This window comes from Mobiluncus holmesii ATCC 35242 (genome assembly GCF_000185445.1).
Lineage (GTDB): Bacteria > Actinomycetota > Actinomycetes > Actinomycetales > Actinomycetaceae > Mobiluncus > Mobiluncus curtisii.
In genome coordinates this window covers 806,884-823,308 of sequence record NZ_GL622346.1, presented here as the reverse complement: position 1 = coordinate 823,308, position 16,425 = coordinate 806,884, and the positions used below count along the sequence as shown (strand labels likewise).

General features: G+C 55.3%; 15 protein-coding genes and 1 tRNA gene. 10 read left to right on the top strand and 6 right to left on the bottom strand.

The genetic code is table 11. The features are described 5' to 3' along the window. Position 1: 1 nt before the first annotated feature. The 4 genes from HMPREF0576_RS03485 to HMPREF0576_RS03470 form a co-directional block, all read right to left on the bottom strand. Positions 2-487: a DUF4411 family protein gene (locus tag HMPREF0576_RS03485; protein WP_004006863.1), complete on the bottom strand. Its 486-nt coding sequence runs from the start codon at positions 485-487 to the stop codon at positions 2-4. Further along, positions 484-1,647, bottom strand: coding sequence for an ImmA/IrrE family metallo-endopeptidase (locus tag HMPREF0576_RS03480; RefSeq protein WP_245527320.1), 1,164 nt, complete (start codon positions 1,645-1,647; stop codon positions 484-486). Before HMPREF0576_RS03480 ends, HMPREF0576_RS03485 begins: the two co-directional genes overlap by 4 nt. Positions 1,648-1,781: 134 nt before the next feature. Beyond that, positions 1,782-2,888, bottom strand: coding sequence for a DNA adenine methylase (locus HMPREF0576_RS03475; protein ID WP_004006861.1), 1,107 nt, complete (start codon positions 2,886-2,888; stop codon positions 1,782-1,784). Between the two features lie 103 nt (positions 2,889-2,991). Next, a complete protein-coding gene (locus HMPREF0576_RS03470) occupies positions 2,992-3,456 on the bottom strand; it encodes a tRNA (cytidine(34)-2'-O)-methyltransferase (RefSeq protein ID WP_004006860.1) in 465 nt (154 codons plus the stop codon). A gap of 71 nt (positions 3,457-3,527) precedes the next feature. Here HMPREF0576_RS03470 and HMPREF0576_RS03465 point away from each other — a divergent pair, with 71 nt between their 5' ends. From HMPREF0576_RS03465 to HMPREF0576_RS03435, 7 genes are all read left to right on the top strand, one after another. Then, the gene (locus tag HMPREF0576_RS03465) at positions 3,528-6,494 is read left to right on the top strand and encodes a DEAD/DEAH box helicase (protein ID WP_004010696.1); all 2,967 of its coding nucleotides are present in this window, start codon (positions 3,528-3,530) and stop codon (positions 6,492-6,494) included. 102 nt (positions 6,495-6,596) lie between these two features. Then, positions 6,597-6,959: a hypothetical protein gene (locus tag HMPREF0576_RS03460; RefSeq protein ID WP_004006858.1), complete on the top strand. Its 363-nt coding sequence runs from the start codon at positions 6,597-6,599 to the stop codon at positions 6,957-6,959. Positions 6,960-7,082: 123 nt separating this feature from the next. Then, positions 7,083-7,167: transfer RNA gene (locus HMPREF0576_RS03455), tRNA-Leu, on the top strand. 49 nt (positions 7,168-7,216) lie between these two features. Next, on the top strand, positions 7,217-7,900 hold the full coding sequence (locus tag HMPREF0576_RS09510) for a GNAT family N-acetyltransferase (RefSeq protein ID WP_004006857.1): 684 nt from the start codon (positions 7,217-7,219) through the stop codon (positions 7,898-7,900). 15 nt (positions 7,901-7,915) lie between these two features. After that, entirely contained in the window at positions 7,916-8,404 is a 489-nt protein-coding gene (locus HMPREF0576_RS09505; protein ID WP_004006856.1) for a pyrophosphohydrolase domain-containing protein, read from the top strand. A gap of 122 nt (positions 8,405-8,526) precedes the next feature. Then, positions 8,527-9,621, top strand: a complete 1,095-nt coding sequence (locus tag HMPREF0576_RS03440) for an FAD-dependent oxidoreductase (RefSeq protein WP_036324211.1) — start codon at positions 8,527-8,529, stop codon at positions 9,619-9,621. A 154-nt stretch (positions 9,622-9,775) separates the two neighbouring features. After that, positions 9,776-10,114: a hypothetical protein gene (locus tag HMPREF0576_RS03435; protein ID WP_004010694.1), complete on the top strand. Its 339-nt coding sequence runs from the start codon at positions 9,776-9,778 to the stop codon at positions 10,112-10,114. A gap of 69 nt (positions 10,115-10,183) precedes the next feature. Here HMPREF0576_RS03435 and HMPREF0576_RS03430 read toward each other — a convergent pair whose 3' ends face one another. After that, on the bottom strand, positions 10,184-11,191 hold the full coding sequence (locus HMPREF0576_RS03430) for an aldo/keto reductase (RefSeq protein WP_004010693.1): 1,008 nt from the start codon (positions 11,189-11,191) through the stop codon (positions 10,184-10,186). Between the two features lie 36 nt (positions 11,192-11,227). Further along, the gene (locus HMPREF0576_RS03425) at positions 11,228-12,085 is read right to left on the bottom strand and encodes a RecB family exonuclease (RefSeq protein ID WP_004009535.1); all 858 of its coding nucleotides are present in this window, start codon (positions 12,083-12,085) and stop codon (positions 11,228-11,230) included. An 84-nt stretch (positions 12,086-12,169) separates the two neighbouring features. On the opposite strand from HMPREF0576_RS03425, the gene HMPREF0576_RS03420 reads away from it, so the two are divergent. Genes HMPREF0576_RS03420 through HMPREF0576_RS03410 form a run of 3 tightly spaced genes read left to right on the top strand, consistent with a single transcriptional unit; the run spans position 12,170 to position 16,403 of the window. Beyond that, the gene (locus HMPREF0576_RS03420; RefSeq protein WP_004009536.1) at positions 12,170-13,231 is read left to right on the top strand and encodes a tRNA (adenine-N1)-methyltransferase; all 1,062 of its coding nucleotides are present in this window, start codon (positions 12,170-12,172) and stop codon (positions 13,229-13,231) included. Continuing rightward, entirely contained in the window at positions 13,224-14,807 is a 1,584-nt protein-coding gene (gene arc / locus HMPREF0576_RS03415) for a proteasome ATPase (protein WP_004009537.1), read from the top strand. Before HMPREF0576_RS03420 ends, arc begins: the two co-directional genes overlap by 8 nt. A gap of 15 nt (positions 14,808-14,822) precedes the next feature. Further along, positions 14,823-16,403, top strand: coding sequence for a proteasome accessory factor PafA2 family protein (locus HMPREF0576_RS03410; RefSeq protein ID WP_004010691.1), 1,581 nt, complete (start codon positions 14,823-14,825; stop codon positions 16,401-16,403). Positions 16,404-16,425: the final 22 nt, after the last annotated feature.

Here is a 16,425-nt window from a genome sequence, read left to right as displayed (position 1 = left end):
ATCAAAGTATCAGCTTGGCTTTTAGTGAACGCATCATGTCAAAAGTGTTGCAGTATTTTACTTTAAGGTGTTGGCAGGCTTCGGGTATCTTTATGCGCCTTTTTCGGTTTGGTTCTGGTTTTTCCAGTGTTACTACAACAAAGCCATGCGCTTTAGCGTAAGCAACTAGGAACAGGTCAGCGCTTTGCCGGAAGGTGTTAATCGCATGTTGCTTGTAGTGTTGGTCTCCAGCCCAGGTACTCAAGTCTTTCACATATTTCAAGGTGTTTTCGTCAATGTCCAGGAAAAACCCTTTCCTGGAATCTATCCAGGTAAGGAGATTTTTGTCGTTACCGTTCATCAGCTCGTCATAAACATTTTTAATACTGTTAATATCACCGTTGGTCATGGCTCTATTTAGCCACTCCCAGAACCCGGGAGCTATGTCGAAACCATAATAGCGGTTTTTGGACTCGATAAAAATGTTTGTGTCTAACAGGTATTTCACGCCACCTCCAAGTGTTTTGCGAGGTGATCTATAGCTTCCGGATCTTTGATTCCGAGGATGCTTAACGCTTCGGTGTACAGGGTTTGCCCTTCGAGAGTGCTGGTGATTATTGCGCGAGTCAGGGTTTTACTGGCACGCAAGGGGAGCATGTTATAAAAGTTTCCACCCGCACTGCCCGGGGTCGAGTTATGCAGGTATTCTAATGCTTGTTCTTCTTCTTTTTTATACCAGGTGGTGTATTTGTCCCAGGATAATAGCCCCGCTCCGTAAAGCCGGTTCAGTACTGTTAGCGTGCTGGTGTAGGTTTGTCGAGCCAGGTTATCGACTAATTGTTGGTTGAGTTCTCTTGTGGTTATGTTTGTGATGAGAGAATCGGGAATCAGGGTGTGTGCCGCGAATTCGTTACACCACAGTTCTGTATCGTTCTTATCGGATTTTCCCGTATCGGTAAGCGTGGGGTTGTCTAGTGCGCTTTGCCCCAGAAGTATGTGCCCAAACTCGTGTAGGAGAGTGAAAATTTTCCCAGCACGGGTATCTTGACCGTTGATGAATATTAGCGGTGTGATTGCATCTGTCAGGGCGAATCCTCTGAATTCGTCAACGTCTAGAATTCGGTGTGTGTTGTGTTGAACTATCCCGTTCACTATGACGAGTATCCCGGTCTCTTCAACCCTTTGGCATAAGACCCGAAAAGCCTCATCGTATTTTCTGGCTTCTTGGTGGGTTAAGGGCAGTTTCAACAGCGTTATAGCATTTTTTGCGGCTTCTTGTACAGGAGTTCCTGTACTACAGGAAGCGACGAAATCGAGAGGTTCTGCATCGTTTTCCAGCGCATAGTCACGGTACCAGTCTTGTTTAGCTTGGGAATCATAGATCGTATCCAGCAAGTCTGCTGTTAAGTGCGTAAGATCCCGGTTCTTCACTGTTCGCATATCCGGGATAGGCAGAACTTCTGCCGGAGGCGTGTCCAAGAACAGCATCCCAACAGGCGTGTGGGTTTTATCCGCAAAAGACTGTAATTGCTTGAGAGTCGGGCTGGTTTTTTTGCTAATCCAGTTCCCCAGACCGGGAATGCTCTCGGTCAGGTCGAGCAGGGATTTACCACTGCGTTCTACCGCCCACAATAGCAATTCTGGGGAAACACTCACCCGCACACTCACGACGCATCCCCCTGTTGCCTAGAACCGTCCGCAGACCAATGCCCATTTACTGCTTCAGTTTATAAGAAAAGGATTCGCAGCGTGCAGGGTTTCCACCCGAGAGCGCGGACTAACCAGAAAAACCTCACCCGGGACTAGCCTACTTGGGCGAGGAGGCGCGGTTCTGAGGGAGCTGCCGGGGCGTCGGGGACGTGGAAAGCGGTCCGGATACGCGCGCCAACCTGCGCGCTGCAGCCGACGAACAGGTATTCCAGATTTCGCAGGTGGGTGACTTTACCAACCTTGGTTCCTTCTGGATTGTAAATGCCAATCTGGGCGCCCACGTAGCGTTTATAGTCAAAAGCCAGCGCCACGCAGTCCTCAAAACGGGCAGCCACCAAGTCAAACAGGGTGTCAAAATCAATCCAAGATTCATTGTTATAGGACAGCACCAGCGTGTCCGTGTCTATCTGCGAAATCAGGCTTTGCAGAGCCTGGGGCATCTCGCGTTTCCGGTTATACGCCGAATGTGTGGCGGAATCCCGCGCGTCTATCCGCTTTTGTGCCACGCCGTAAGCCTCGGGACAATCCCAACGAATCAGCGTCTCCCAGATGTGGTAGTTCGTAAAGTAACGATGCTGGTTATAGGGCGGATCGAGGTAAACCATGTCAAAATGCGGAGTCGCGGGGTCAGCGATGAGTGCGTTCGTGTCACGCTGGTAGGTGGTACCCGTGCCGTCCAGAAGCTCGGGCACTCGCAGTTCCAGGTTATTGTACGAGCGCGGAGCCCACTGTTTCAGGTACGCCATCTGCAGCCCGGTCGTGGAGTCCACTCGGTCTGCCGCCTCCATCAGAGAAGTCAGCAGGATAGGGTATCGGGGGTCGGCGGCAAACTCCGCCTCAATCCGATTGCGGATAGCATCGATACGCGCTCCGTTCTGCGGTTGGAAGAACCGGGATTTTTCGCAAAACGTTTCCGTAAAGTATCCCGGCTCGCCGGGGGTGGCTTCTAAGTCGCACAAGATAGTTCGCAGCTCGCGGTCGTTTATCTGACGTTTGTCGGTGGCGATATAGCAATCCGACAGCACCCGGGAATAGCTGGCCACGTCATTAGCGGCGGTAGTAATCCCGAGAGCTTTAAATGCTTGGGCAACCCTGGTCGTCCCGGTAAACGCGTCAAGGGCGGTGCGCGCGCCCGACAGGTTCGCAATCTGTGCCAACGCCGGCACCAAAGTGCGTTTTGAACCCAAGTATTTAATCACACGTGCTCCCTCTCTCTCCCCGAGATTAACATGAGGGAAGGAGAAAACCGCGCAGGCGCGCGGAAAAACGGGAAATCAAGACTTGTGAACGCGGGAAACGAAACTACATGCCGCCGGCGTAATCGAGTTGACCCCAGGCATAATACAGCCCAATCGCCGCCGAAATCGAGAGGTTCAAGGAACGACGTCCGTCCAGCATAGGAATGCGAACCCGGCTGGTGACACGGGGGTCATCCATGACTTCAACCGGCAGCCCGGTATCTTCGGGACCAAACATGAGACCATCCCCGTCCTGGAACTGAATCTGGGGCAGCAAGATGTCAGTATGACCGGTGAAGGCATAAAGTTTGCCGGGCACGTGCGCCAAGCAGTCGTCCAAATCAGGGTGACGCTCCAGATGCGCCAGGTCGTGATAGTCCAGTCCTGCCCGCTTCAACTTGGTGTCGTTATCCAGGTCGAACACGGTCGGTTCGACCACATGCAGGGTAGCTCCGGTACAGGCAGCCAGGCGAATCGCCGCACCGGTATTCCCGGCAATGCGAGGTTCAAAGAAGATCACGTGCAACATAACACCCCTATTCTAAGTAGGTTTCATGATGCAATGAAAAATCCGGAGCTGAAACCTGTAAAATAGACAGAATGGCTGATGAAATGGATTGGCGTGCCGGGCTCGGAAGTCTACTCAACGCTAGCGAAGTGGACTTTACGAACCAGCCTTTGGCTATCCAGATAGACGGAGAAACCCTGATTCCGCTGCGACTGGCATTGTCTGGGGAATGGACAGAAAAACGCGCTACTTGGCGCGACCTCACCTCCCGGTGGGTATCTGTCACCAAGGGACTGAATGCGACCCAGCTCGTCGCGATGCGTCACCTTTTCGAGCACAGTGCCCACGCCCAACTCGTGAAGTTAAGCCACCTTGACGCTACCGGTCTGGACCTCCTGGAGAAGTGCGTCACCAGCGGAGTTACCGTCTATTCGGACACGACTCGTACTACTGTGTTATGTCCCACTACTAGGGGGTCTCAAGCCGTCCTGGTCATCACCCCACACGAGGACGGCTCGGTGACGGTGGTGGCTCGTGCTGAAAACTCTGTGCCCGGACCTCGCTACGAAACGGCAGACACCGCTGACGCCGACTGCCAGTCTCTCGGCACCAGACTGCAAGTGTTGCGCGGGCGTTTCGTAGCCTGTACGGGAATTAAAGCGGGAGTAAACGAGGAACTGCACGCGCTGGCTGCGGCGCAGGCCCGATGGGAAATCCCGGCTGCGCAAGCCAACGATTTTTGGGCGAACTATGCCAAACACCTGGGAGAACTGGGGATGCTGTCCCCGGACTCAATGAATCTGGTCCAGGAACATGCTTTTGGTACACCTCAGTTATGTGGATTGTTGCGCCTCCACGAAATGAATCCCCAACTGGTCGAAATACGCTGGACCGTACGTCGTCGTTCCGCCACTGACACCGTGGAAGTGCCCCTGGATCCCAATACTGCGGATTCGGAAATCCAAAAGGCGATGCATAGCGTCGGCTCCCTGGGGGGATGGAATGCATCCGAGATTCAGACGTTCTTTACGAAAAAATTTCCCATTTTTGAGTTGGATCGGATTCGCGAGCTGATTGCAACCATTAATGCTTCTCAACGTGCCGAAGTGGACATATCCCCCGAACTGCAACACATTCAGATTTTTTCGGATGGTCCTGCGCTTGACCTGCGGATTGACCAGATTATTTCTCCCGGTCAAGCAACATCCCAGTCTGACGAAGATGCCCCTGACTTTGCTGCGGATTTTGAAGGACTGCCTGAAGACGAGCCGCGGGGCTGGGGGCTGCGTTATGGGCTGGACCTGGGGTTGCGCCTGGGGCAAGAGGACTTGGACACAAAAGAATTTCTGGCAGCCCTGGGGCGGGTGGAACGCTGGTGGCAAACCCCTGAGGGTAACTGGGTGGATTTGTATGCGGCGAAAAATCAGCAGCTGAAACGGCTGATTCGGGAGTTTACCGATTTAGGGCTCAACGATTTTTCCGGAGGGGCGGACTTTTCGGTCGGAATTTCCAATTTCGGACTGGTCTCGGCGTTGGACGCGCTGGCGACGACGCGTCACTTCTCCGGAGATTGGGAACATGCCGTCAACAAATTGGTGGACCCGCCTGAAGTTTCGACACCCGCATTGGCGCGAGGCACTTGGCGTGGCTATCAAGAGGACGGTTTCCATTGGATGATGGCTCGAGCTACAGCTGGTTTGGGTGGCATCTTGGCTGATGATATGGGTTTGGGCAAGACCATGCAGATGCTGGCGGTCATCGCTGGGCAAAAACAGCAGTTGATGGATAGTCCCGCGAACGCTGCCGGGGCGGTGTTTGTGATAGTTCCCGCCAGCTTGATGGGAACTTGGGAGGAACAGGCGTCACGGTGGTTCCCGGATTTGCATCTGTACGCGCAAAAGACCAGTGTCGGTAAGGTCGCGGCGGACTGGGAGCGGGTCGCTCGCGAAGTAAAGCAAGCGGACTTGGTGCTGACTACCTACACGTTGGCGCGCATGGACATAGACTTTTGGCAGACCCAGAGCTTTTCAGGTTTAGTTTTCGATGAAGCCCAATTTGTGAAAAACCCTTCCACTGCCACCCATAAAGCCTTGGTGCGTCTGCGCGCCAAGTGGGCTTTTGCCTTGACCGGTACACCTATTGAAAATACTGCCACTGACCTGTGGTCGATTATGTCCCTGACAGTTCCCACGGTGTTGCCCAGCCTATCGGTATTCACGCGCCGTTTTGCCGCTGAAGCCCTCAGTGATCGCGGTGAGGCAGCTGCCGAACTTTCTGACCGGGTGGCGCCGTTCCTGCTGCGTCGCACCAAGGAGAGCGTCGCTCAGGAGCTGCCGGAAAAGATTGAACAGATAGTCTCTATTGACCTGGAACCGGCGCAGCGCACCTGGTACGCCAAATATTTGACGGCAGCTCGAGCCCAAGTCGCAGATGCCAATTCTCCTCGCATCAACATCCTCACGGCTTTGACCCGACTGCGCCAACTTGCTCTGAGCGCCAAGCTCATCGACCCGCAGGCACACGAGGACGGGGCAAAAGTCACGTACCTGCTGCAAACGCTGGAGGGGCTGCGCGATGATAGCAACTTGAATCCCCGACAGCGTCATCAGGCGCTGGTGTTTTCTCAGTTCACGTCTTTCTTGGCGATACTGCGGGAAAGGCTGGATCAGGCGGGAATTGACTACGCCTATCTGGATGGCACCAGTCGTGATCGCGACCGGCAGGTGGCACGGTTCCAAAACGGAGAAGTCGATGTATTCCTGATTTCGTTAAAGGCTGGTGGATTTGGTTTGAATCTCACGCAGGCAGATTACGTGTTTCTCACCGACCCGTGGTGGAATCCAGCGGCGGAGGCTCAGGCCGTCGATAGAGCACACCGACTGGGGCAAAAACGATTCGTCAATGTTTACCGGCTGGTCGCTACCGACACGATTGAACAGCGCGTCCTGGAGCTACAAGAAAAGAAACGCGACCTCATTGGGGCGGTACTCTCCGGTCAGGAGAATCGGGAAGTGTCTGCGGGAATCACCCTCGATCAGTTACGCAGCCTGCTGGGATGAAACTTCGGCAGTGCTCCTGGCAGCGTCGCCCGGTGGCCCGAGCACCTGGTAAATATTCCCCAAATTCTGGCATTGACTATGTGGGCGTGAAAGAATGAAACCGTGATTGATGACATTGTTGAAGGGCGTAATTATTTCCAACGTTCTGCCGTCCGGGCTAAATCCCTGGTGCGCGGTGATCCGCTGGTGGGTTCAGGTCTGATTGTGATTGGGGTTTACTCGGGTAACGCCGAGGTCGCCGAGGTGATGCGCGGCTCGGCAAAAACGGTTCGTTTTATGCGTCCGGACGGTACTCTTTCCGCAGAAGCCGCCACGGATCCGGCTCAGATTGGTATCAAGCTGGCCAGTGGTTACGTTCTGGTGAAAGCCAGTGCGACTGGCAAGGACGATGTGGATGAGAATGCCTTTTTCCTGACTCCGACCGCCTCCATGGTCGAGATATGGCAATTCGCCGAAGCTGACTGAGCTCCGTTTCGGCATCGGCAATCCGCGGTTTTTTCGCTAAATTTCGCGGTCTGTGTTTCCGTCGCGGAACTCATCTTGAGAATGACGGCTAAACCCGCTAAATTTGATTTGCCTTTGGCGCCAGCGAGGGTGGCGGAATGGTAGACGCGCAAGCTTGAGGTGCTTGTGACCAATTGCGGTCGTGAGGGTTCAAGTCCCTTTCCTCGCACAAGACCCGGTAATCCGGGTCCTTGTTGTATTTTCGTTCGGGGGGATTCATGTCTGAAACGCCTTTCGTTCAGGGAATCGCTAAATTTGTTTCCACCAGTGCCGCTGCAGGAGAAATCGGGGCGCATCGACCCTTCCCGGTGCACGGCACCCTCCTAACCTTGGACGTGCCACGGGCTGCGGACGCACCTGAAGTCGCGGCAGCTTGCCAAGACCCCGGAATCCAGAGATTTACCAATATCCCAGTGCCTTTCGGCCCGGAACACGCGGACAACTTTTTAAACGAACTTTGCCCCCGGTTGTGGGACGAGGGGGGAGCCAGCTGGATTATCCGTGCTTTTGATTCTCAAACCGCCCACCTGGCAGGGACGATTTCGCTGCGAGTCGGGATGGAAAAGACTGTAAATGTCGGTTATTGGATAGCGCCCGAATGGCGGGGACGCGGGCTGATGCGTGAAGCATTGCAACTTGCAGTCACCACCGCGTTTAATCTGTTGGGCTTTGAATGCGTGACCTTGGAAGCGCACCCGGAAAATCTGGCGTCCATCCGGGTCGCGTGGCATTGCGGTTTTCGGTTTGGCGGAATTTTGCGTGGTATTGGCTTGCATCAGGGACAACGAGAAGACCGTGCCGTGGCGACGCTGCTGCAGGGAGACCCGCTCGAACCGGCAACCGAGTGGACCGCCCTTGTGAAACGATTGCAACTCAGTGACCGGGGAAACACCTCGGACTAGGGAAAGAAGTACAAAATGAGCCAACCAGAACTGCCTACCCCCGACCCGCGTGACCCGGAAGCCCTCGTGCGGCAATTTCACCAAGTCTATGACCTGCCAGTGGTGACAACGGGACCAAACATCGAAAACGAGCGGATGCATATGCGCTTGTCACTGATTTTAGAAGAAACTTCCGAGTTGGTGCGCGCGCTATACGGTCAGAAAGCCTATGCGGCGCTGCGCGGGGTGATGGACGGAATCAGTGAACTGGACGAGGGCGCTCGCGACACTGTCGAGGTCGCCGATGCGTTGGCAGATTTGACCTACGTTGTTTACGGCATGGCTCTGGAGGCGGGAATCAACCTGCCGGCAGTATTGCAGGAAGTTCAAGCGTCCAATCTGTCGAAGCTGGGTCCGGACGGGAAACCGATTTATCGCGATGACGGTAAAGTTTTGAAAGGGGAGGGATTCTTTCCCCCGAACATTGCCCGAGCCTTGCAGGTCCCGCTGGCGCCAGAACTGTAAACCTCACTCCGAACCGGTTGAAATATTTATCGCGAAACCGGTGCACTAGCTGGCATTTAGGTTAGGATTAAGACGTTTTGTTGGAAGGCGTCAATCCTAGAGGAGCTGAAGCGGGAGGTAGTGTGGTCCGAGTTACTGTAGTCGGTGGTGGATATGGGGGAATCACCGTGGCAGGCGGTTTGGATGATGTCGCCGAAGTGACTTTGGTGGAACAAAAAGACCAGTTCGTGCATCACGCAGCAGCTTTGCGTGCCGCCGTCGATGATATTTGGACCCACACCATATTCATGCCCTACTCGCGCCTATTAAAGCACGGTCGGGTCGTGCACGGAGAAGCGACCCGCGTCGAGGGAACCACCGTTCACCTGGCAAATCATGACCCTATTGAAGCGGATTACCTGGTTTTAGCGACTGGGACCACCTACCCCTATCCGGCGAAACACAATATCCCGACAGCTTCGTTGGCGAAACGGCGTCTGGAAGAAACCCGGAATAATTTGTCGCAAGCGAAGCGGGTCATGCTGGTTGGCGCGGGTACTGTTGCCATTGAATTCGCCGGCGAGCTGTTTACGAACTTTCCGGATATAGAAATCATTATGGTGGATCGTTCCCCGCATATTTTGGGGTCTAACGAGTATGCCGAAGACCTGCGTGAGGTTTTGACCGCGGATTTGCAACAGGCGGGAGTGCGTCTGGTTTTGGGCGCTCCCTTGGCGTATTTGCCGCCAACCGATATCGGTGAGCTGGCTCCTTTCCATGTCGAGACGCAAGCCGGAGTAGGAATCGACGCCGATATGTGGTTCCTGTGCTACGGCGCTCAAACGGCTTCGGGCTATCTGCGGGCGAACTACGGTGATTCCCTCAACAGTGAGGGGCAGGTCACGGTGGATGAATACCTGCGAGTCAAAGGTCAGAATCACGTCTACGCGGTCGGCGATATTACCGATGTTCACGAGTCTAAACGGGCTGACGCGGCTCGGGCACACGCGCGGGTAGTGGTGGCAAATATTAAAGCGGAGATTGCCGGGCAGCCACCCTCCACCACCTATACCCCCGGTAAGATGTGGATTGTTTTGCCCTTGGGAGTCGAGGGGGGAGCGTCCCAGCTGACCGGTCCTAACGGAGAATCACAAATCGTAGGTCCTGACGAAACCTCCGAAATCAAAGGCACCGACCTGATGGTGACCATGGTCAGAGGTCAGCTGCATCTGCCTTAGAGTATGTTGTTTCTCTAACCGGATCGGTTCCTTACGGCAGGTTCGCACCAGGTGTCACCAGACCTTTCCCTGGAGTCACATTGACGGGGTAAAGCCCCTGGTTTCCCCCTGAATTGTCCTGCAATGTTTGGTCCTGCACATTAGAATTGGACTTATGAAAAATCCTCGTACGGAGTTAGATAATTTGATTGCCGCACTGCAGCGGCATTTGGAAGTGGCATCTGTAGCCGACAGCGATATGGACGATTCGTCGGTCTTGAGCGATGCCGAAGAAAAGCTTCGTGACGCCTTTTTTACCTACGATGATGCGCTGTTTACTGCCACCGGGGTCGAGTTGCCCTTTGACATCCTCGAAGATGACGACGAGGAATACGACGATGACGAAGACGACGACGATTTCATCGATGACCTCGATGATGATGATGAAGACGACGACAACGATTATCTGGACGAAGGCGACTTAGAGGACTTTGACCTGCACGGTGAGGACTGATTTCGGCTGTCACGTCGCCTCTCCTGGGGTGTGGTGCGCTATGCGTAATCAGAGTCAGATGCAAAAGCACTAGGTCACCGGTAGTCGCGGGTCAGAAACCTCATCTAAAGCCGACATGACTTGACGTGGCACTTTCGTATCTAGCGCCCCCAAGACTTGACGGAATTGTTCGGCACTGCGCGCCCCGACTATGGCACTGGACACACCGGGCTTTTGCAAAGCCCAAGCGAGTGACACTGCCAACGGAGAAACTTCCAAACCCTGCGCCGCGGTCGCTACCGATTCCACGATGCTGCGATACCTTCCTTGCAGATAAGGCTGCACAAAACCTTGCAGATGAATAGAGGCGGCGCGAGAATCCGGCGGCACCGAATTGCGATATTTACCGGTCAAGACCCCGCGACCCAGCGCCGACCATCCCAAAAACCCAAATCCCAGCGACTGGGCAGCAGGTAAAACTTCGGCTTCCGCCTGCCGGTTCAACAACGAGTACTCATTTTCCACCGCCGCTAAACCCGGCACATTAACTGTGCCTTCCCGCAGACGTGCCGCTGCGTAAGCACACTGCCAGCCCGCATGATTAGACAGCCCCACATACCGCGCTTTTCCGCTCGACCATGCCGACCATAACGTCCCCAGTATCAGGTCAAAGTCGGTGTGCGGATCGGGAACCTGCAGCAACCACAAATCCACGTAATCAGTGCCCAAATTGCGCAGGGTTCGATCCAGACTGCCCAACAGGTTCTGGCGGGAGGCGTCCACGAAAGATTCATCATGCCGCCGCGAGACCCCCGCTTTTGACACGATAACCAGGTCTTCGCGGGCAAAATGAGGTGCGGGGAATTCGGTATCCATCGCGGTAGAGCTGCCAGCGGAACCCAGCAGATGACCCAACACCACCTCGGCTTGACCGTCTCCGTAAGTTGGGGAAGTATCAATCAAGTTCCCCCCGACCTCGACAAAAGCCTCGAGCTGAGCGGAAGCTTCTGATTCTAAAGTATCTCGCCCCCAAGTCAGGGTTCCCAGACCCAAAGCTGAAACCCGCATACCGGTATTTCCCAGACGTCGCATCTCCATGGTTTCCAGCCTAGTCGAGGAAGGACCGTGAACTGCCTAGCCCGCGGCGGCAGGACCGATTTCCGAAATTTTTTCTAGCATCGCCGGGTCGACTTCCGGGCTGATACCACCGAAAACGGGACAAAGGTTTTGAAAGTAACACCAGTCGCAGAGTCGAGATTTCCGCGTTTCAAAATGATTCGCTTGTAGGTGAGCGGCTATGTCTGACCACAGCGCGTTAATTTCAGCTGTGAAATCGTCCACGTTGGCATCTGTGGGGTCGAACGTTAGAACCTGCGGGTTGCCTCCCAGGAACAACAACTGGGTCCGTTTGGGAGTGACTCGATATTGTTCTCGGTACAGCAGAGCATACAGACGCATCTGAAAGACGTATTCTCCGGTAAAACGCATATCGGGAGCCTTGCCGGTCTTGTAATCAATGATGCGCACGTCCCCGTTGCCTGCCTGTTCTACGCGGTCGATAAATCCGCGCAGCCTTAAACCGCTGGATAATACCGTTTCTACCCCCAGCTCCCGACCGCTAGGATGCAGCCGGCGTGGATCTTCCAAGGAAAAATAGGCATCAATAAGCTGTCTGGCGGCAGCTTTCAACTCCTGCTCGGAAGTCTGTGCCAAGACTTCGGAAAGTTTATAAGCTCCATCCGTGACCTTTTCCCAAGCACGGTCCACGGTTTCACGCACCGTGGGGGCTTGTCGCTCGGCGGGAGGCAAATCAAACATATCCTCCAGCACCTTATGCACTAAACTGCCGCGCAAAGCGGCGGGGCTTTGGGGCTCCGGGAGTTTATCAACGTACTTGAAACGCCACTTTAGGGGACATTGTTGAAACTGTTTCGCCGAAGATGCCGAAAGCGCTGGGGGACGAGGAGCGGGGGCAGATGACGATTCACTCATGCCTTCAGGTTATCGCCTGACTGCCAAAAATCTCTCCGTTTACCCGACCGATTGTGTCAGGGTGAAAAACCATAGGTTAAGATAATGGCTATGGCTCAATCTCAGGAAAAACCATTCATTCCCGGCGGTCCAGCGCGTCGTCGCGGTCCGTTTCGCAGTGGGGAGTGGGTCCAGCTGACCGATGAAAAAGGTCGAGTGCATACGACCCTACTGCGCGAAAACGGCTATTTCCAATGCCATCAAGGAACCCTGCGCCACCAAGAAATTATTGGGAAACCGGAGGGCACAATCTTTCCTTCGGAGCGCGGCGAACATCGCTTCACCGCCTTGCGTCCCCTGCTGGTTGACTATCATCTGTCCATGCCACGCGGGGCGCAAATCCTCTATCCAAAAGACGCTGCGCAAATCGTGATGGAAGGCGATATTTTCCCCGGTGCGAACGTTGTCGAAGCCGGGGTGGGCAGTGGTGCTATGACTATGAGCCTGCTGGGGGCAGTAGGGTCATCCGGGCATGTCACCAGTTTTGAGTTACGTCCCGACTTTGCAGAGGTAGCGCGATGCAACGTAGAGATGTGGTTTTGCGGGGAGGTGAGCAACTGGGAGTTGCGCCTGGGCGATCTCAGTGCAGGGCTGCGAGATGGTGTGGCAGATAAATCTGTGGACCGGGTGGTGCTGGACATGTTAAAGCCGTGGGAACACCTGGAACAGGTCCATCGAGTACTGGTGCCTGGCGGGGTGCTGACCTGCTATCTCACCACCATTACGCAGCTGGCGCGGATGGTGCAAGACTTACGAAACTTCGGCGGATTCACCTCGTTGCGCTCTTGGGAGTCCCTGGTTCGACCTTGGCATGTTGACGGTTTGGCGGTGCGACCCGATCATCGCATGATTGCCCACACGGGATTTATATTTACGGCGCGCCGCCTGGCTGACGGCGAAATTTCTATTCGACACGGCGAAGAAGCGGTGGGACAGTTCGACTCCCGCGATGCCCTGTGGGAAGACGAAACCCTTGACTATGAGGCCCCACGCCCAATTTCGAATCAAAAATTGCGTCGCGTCATCCGGGATGCCACGGAAAAAGCCGCCTATCAACGGGAACAGACGGCTCGCCAGGAGGCACATCAGGAGGAGCACGATGAATGATTCCGATCCGAGTATCGAAGATCTGAAACGTGAGGTTATTTCTGTCGGAGAGCACAACGCACGCCTGAAAGCTTCCTTGCGAGAATCAAAAACCCAACTGGAGTCCCTGCGTTCGCAGCTGCGACAAATCGGTCAACCGCCCTTGTCGCACGCTATTTTTGAAGGATTTTCCACCGATACTGTGACCGGAACGGATGTCAGCCAGCCCTCTCGACTGGCAGAGGTCGCTTGGGACGGAAAGCACGTTCGCTTAGCGGTGCAGGAGTTCGCGGGGGTGGACCAGCTCCAACCGGGTGACGCCGTGTGGATAGACGCCACCCCGGTGGTGGTGGGTAGCGCCCCACGTTCCCTCTATGGAACTGTGGCTACCGTATGTGACCTAAAGATGAATCGGTCGGTAGTACGCCTATCCAGCGGAACGGAAGTTGTGGTGCGGCTGCGTCCCGGTTTTGCCAAAACCTTGAAAGTCGGTGACACCCTGTTGGTAAATACGCGGGCAGGTTGGGGATTGGAACTGCTCGAAAGCGCCGGGGTCGAACAAGCATTGCAGCCCGAAGTGCCGGGGGTCACCTATGACGATATTGGGGGACTGGACACGGAGATTGCGCATATCCGGGCGGCGGTGGAAATGCCCTATACCCATCGCAATCTGTTTGCCTCCTATGGTCTGAGCGCGCCCAAAGGTGTCTTGCTGTACGGACCTCCCGGTTGTGGAAAAACCATGCTTGCCAAGGCTGTGGCGACATCCCTCGCGGTGCAATACGACCAACCCAGCGTGTTTCTCTCCGTGAAAGGACCCGAACTGCTCAGCAAGTTCGTGGGCGAAACGGAACGGCAGATACGCGCCATTTTTGACCGCGCTAGAGAACTGTCGGCGGGTACGCACCCCGTTGTGGTGTTCTTTGACGAGATGGAAGCCCTGTTCCGTACCCGCGGCTCGGGTATTTCCTCCGACGTGGAAAATATGCTGGTACCGCAGCTGTTGACCGAGATGGACGGTTTGGATGAGCTGCGAGACGTGATAGTCATTGGCGCTTCAAACCGGGAAGACATGATTGATCCGGCACTGCTGCGCCCCGGCCGTTTTGACGTAAAGATTCGCGTGGGGCGTCCGGATGCGGCGGCGGCGCGAGGCATTTTGGCTCACCATTTCAGTCCATCGACCCCTTTCGATGAGGCGCAAATGTCCGCGGCCGGGGGAGCGACAATTTTCGCCGTAAACCTGGTGGAAGCTGCCGTTAATCGCTTGTTTGTCCAGGAACCAGCCACTTATCTGTGTACCCTGCGCTACGTCGAGGTAGGGGGTAGAGAGCAAGAACGCAAAGTGTTCTTTAGCGACATGATTTCCGGAGCTTTGCTGGTTTCGATTGCGAACCAAGCCAAAAATTTGGCGATAGGTCGTGAACTGAACGGCGACGGGCACGGGATTCGCTGGGAGGATCTCAACGCCGCACTTGCGGACACTATCGCGCAGACTGCGGCACTCACGTCGCTGTTGCCTCCGGAGGCGTTGGCACGAGACTTGGGAATCAACTGCATTGCCAGCGGGGTCGCCCGCGACCCGTTATATTCCTAGTTAGGGGCTGGGCTTGTGACAAATCAGCGCGTGGTAGGAATCGAAACCGAGTATGGCATAGCGATTGACCCGGATTCGGAAGTTTACACTCAACCCGACTTCCGGCAGAGTCCTGAAAGCCTGTCCGTGGTGGCGGCACAAGCTGTGCGTTCCTGGCAGGCGAGTTTGCGTACGGATGGGCAGGTCATTGGCTGGGACTGGGAAGGGGAGGATCCTCTCCAAGATTTGCGAGGCACGCGGTTGGACCGCGCCAGCGCTGACCCGACCATGTTGACTGATGACCCTCAGCGGTTTGCCCCGGCATCTCCAGGTGTGGAGACTGCTGCGGAGGACACGTTTTCAGTGCAGGAGTTGGTGGGTCAATCCTCTCCCATGCTGACGAATGTGGTGTTAACCAATGGAGGACGTTTCTATGTTGACCATGCTCACCCCGAGTACTCCACTCCCGAAGTTTTGACCGCCCGCGATGCGGTGGTGTGGGACGTAGCGGGGGAATATGTGGCCCGACGAGCCATGAGCGTTGCCTCCAGCTATGGTTCACCGATCGTGCTGTACAAGAACAACACTGATTCCAAAGGGTGGTCTTACGGTTCACATGAGAACTACCTGTTGGCTCGGGATGTGCCGTTTGAGCTGCTGCGTGATTGTTTGGTGCCATTTTTGGTGACGCGACCGGTGATTTGCGGTGCCGGTCGGGTCGGCATCGGAAAGAACAGTGAAACTTGCGGTTTCCAGATGTCGCAGCGTGCGGATTTTGTTGGCGATTTGGTTGGTTTGCAAACCGCGTTCAACCGACCCATCGTCAATACTCGTGACGAATCTCATGCCAGTTCAAAGTGGCGCCGTCTGCACGTCATCAACGGCGATGCGAATCGGTTCCCCGGCTCTATCTTGGCTAAAGTTGCCGCGAGCCGGGCGTGGCTGGCGGCGGCGGAAGTGGCTTGGAGGGTCAGTCACAAGGCTCCGCCGGTAGAGGGATTGTTCCTAGAGTGCGACCCGGTATCAGCCGGGTGGCAGGTGTCCCACGACATTGATTTTCAGACGACCTTGCAGTGTGCCGACGGGATAGAGCGCAGCGCGTTGGAGTGGCAGTGGGCGGCAGCAAACACGGTGGCAGATTTCTTGCATTCCCAAGACCGGGACGTTTTGTTAGCGGATGCTCTCGCTGATGCTCTGACCTGGGTGGATACCGTACGGATGTTGCGCGAGGATCCCGTAGCGGCGGCGCAGCGGGTCGAATGGGTGGCGAAACGTACGATTTTCCAGGCATTGAGTCGGCGAATTCCCGGTGGCTGGTCCAGTGACAAATTGGCTGCTCTGGACATTCAATGGGCTGATTTGCGACCCGGCTTGTCCCCGGTCGATAAGTTGCGAGCCAAAGGTCACGTTGAGGAGGTCGCACCCGCTACGGATATTAATTTGGCTGCCACCCAGCCCCCTGCCGGCACTCGCGCGAAAGTCCGTGGAGAGGCAGTAGCCCACCGAAAAGACTTGGTTGCAGCTAGCTGGACAGCTTTGGTGGTTCGTGTCGGGCGGGATCGCTTGCAGCGGATTTCCCTGCGTGATCCGTTCTCTAATCAGGCATTAACTTCATGATTGCACAGGCTATGCTTACTCT

Coding starts and splice junctions, on each gene's coding strand:
- HMPREF0576_RS03470 (WP_004006860.1), bottom strand. CDS start 3,456: ATGTTGCACGTGATCTTCTTTGAACCTCGCATTGCCGGGAATACCGGT.
- HMPREF0576_RS03465 (WP_004010696.1), top strand. CDS start 3,528: ATGGCTGATGAAATGGATTGGCGTGCCGGGCTCGGAAGTCTACTCAAC.
- HMPREF0576_RS09510 (WP_004006857.1), top strand. CDS start 7,217: ATGTCTGAAACGCCTTTCGTTCAGGGAATCGCTAAATTTGTTTCCACC.
- HMPREF0576_RS09505 (WP_004006856.1), top strand. CDS start 7,916: ATGAGCCAACCAGAACTGCCTACCCCCGACCCGCGTGACCCGGAAGCC.
- HMPREF0576_RS03435 (WP_004010694.1), top strand. CDS start 9,776: ATGAAAAATCCTCGTACGGAGTTAGATAATTTGATTGCCGCACTGCAG.
- HMPREF0576_RS03430 (WP_004010693.1), bottom strand. CDS start 11,191: ATGGAGATGCGACGTCTGGGAAATACCGGTATGCGGGTTTCAGCTTTG.
- HMPREF0576_RS03425 (WP_004009535.1), bottom strand. CDS start 12,085: ATGAGTGAATCGTCATCTGCCCCCGCTCCTCGTCCCCCAGCGCTTTCG.
- HMPREF0576_RS03420 (WP_004009536.1), top strand. CDS start 12,170: ATGGCTATGGCTCAATCTCAGGAAAAACCATTCATTCCCGGCGGTCCA.
- arc (WP_004009537.1), top strand. CDS start 13,224: ATGAATGATTCCGATCCGAGTATCGAAGATCTGAAACGTGAGGTTATT.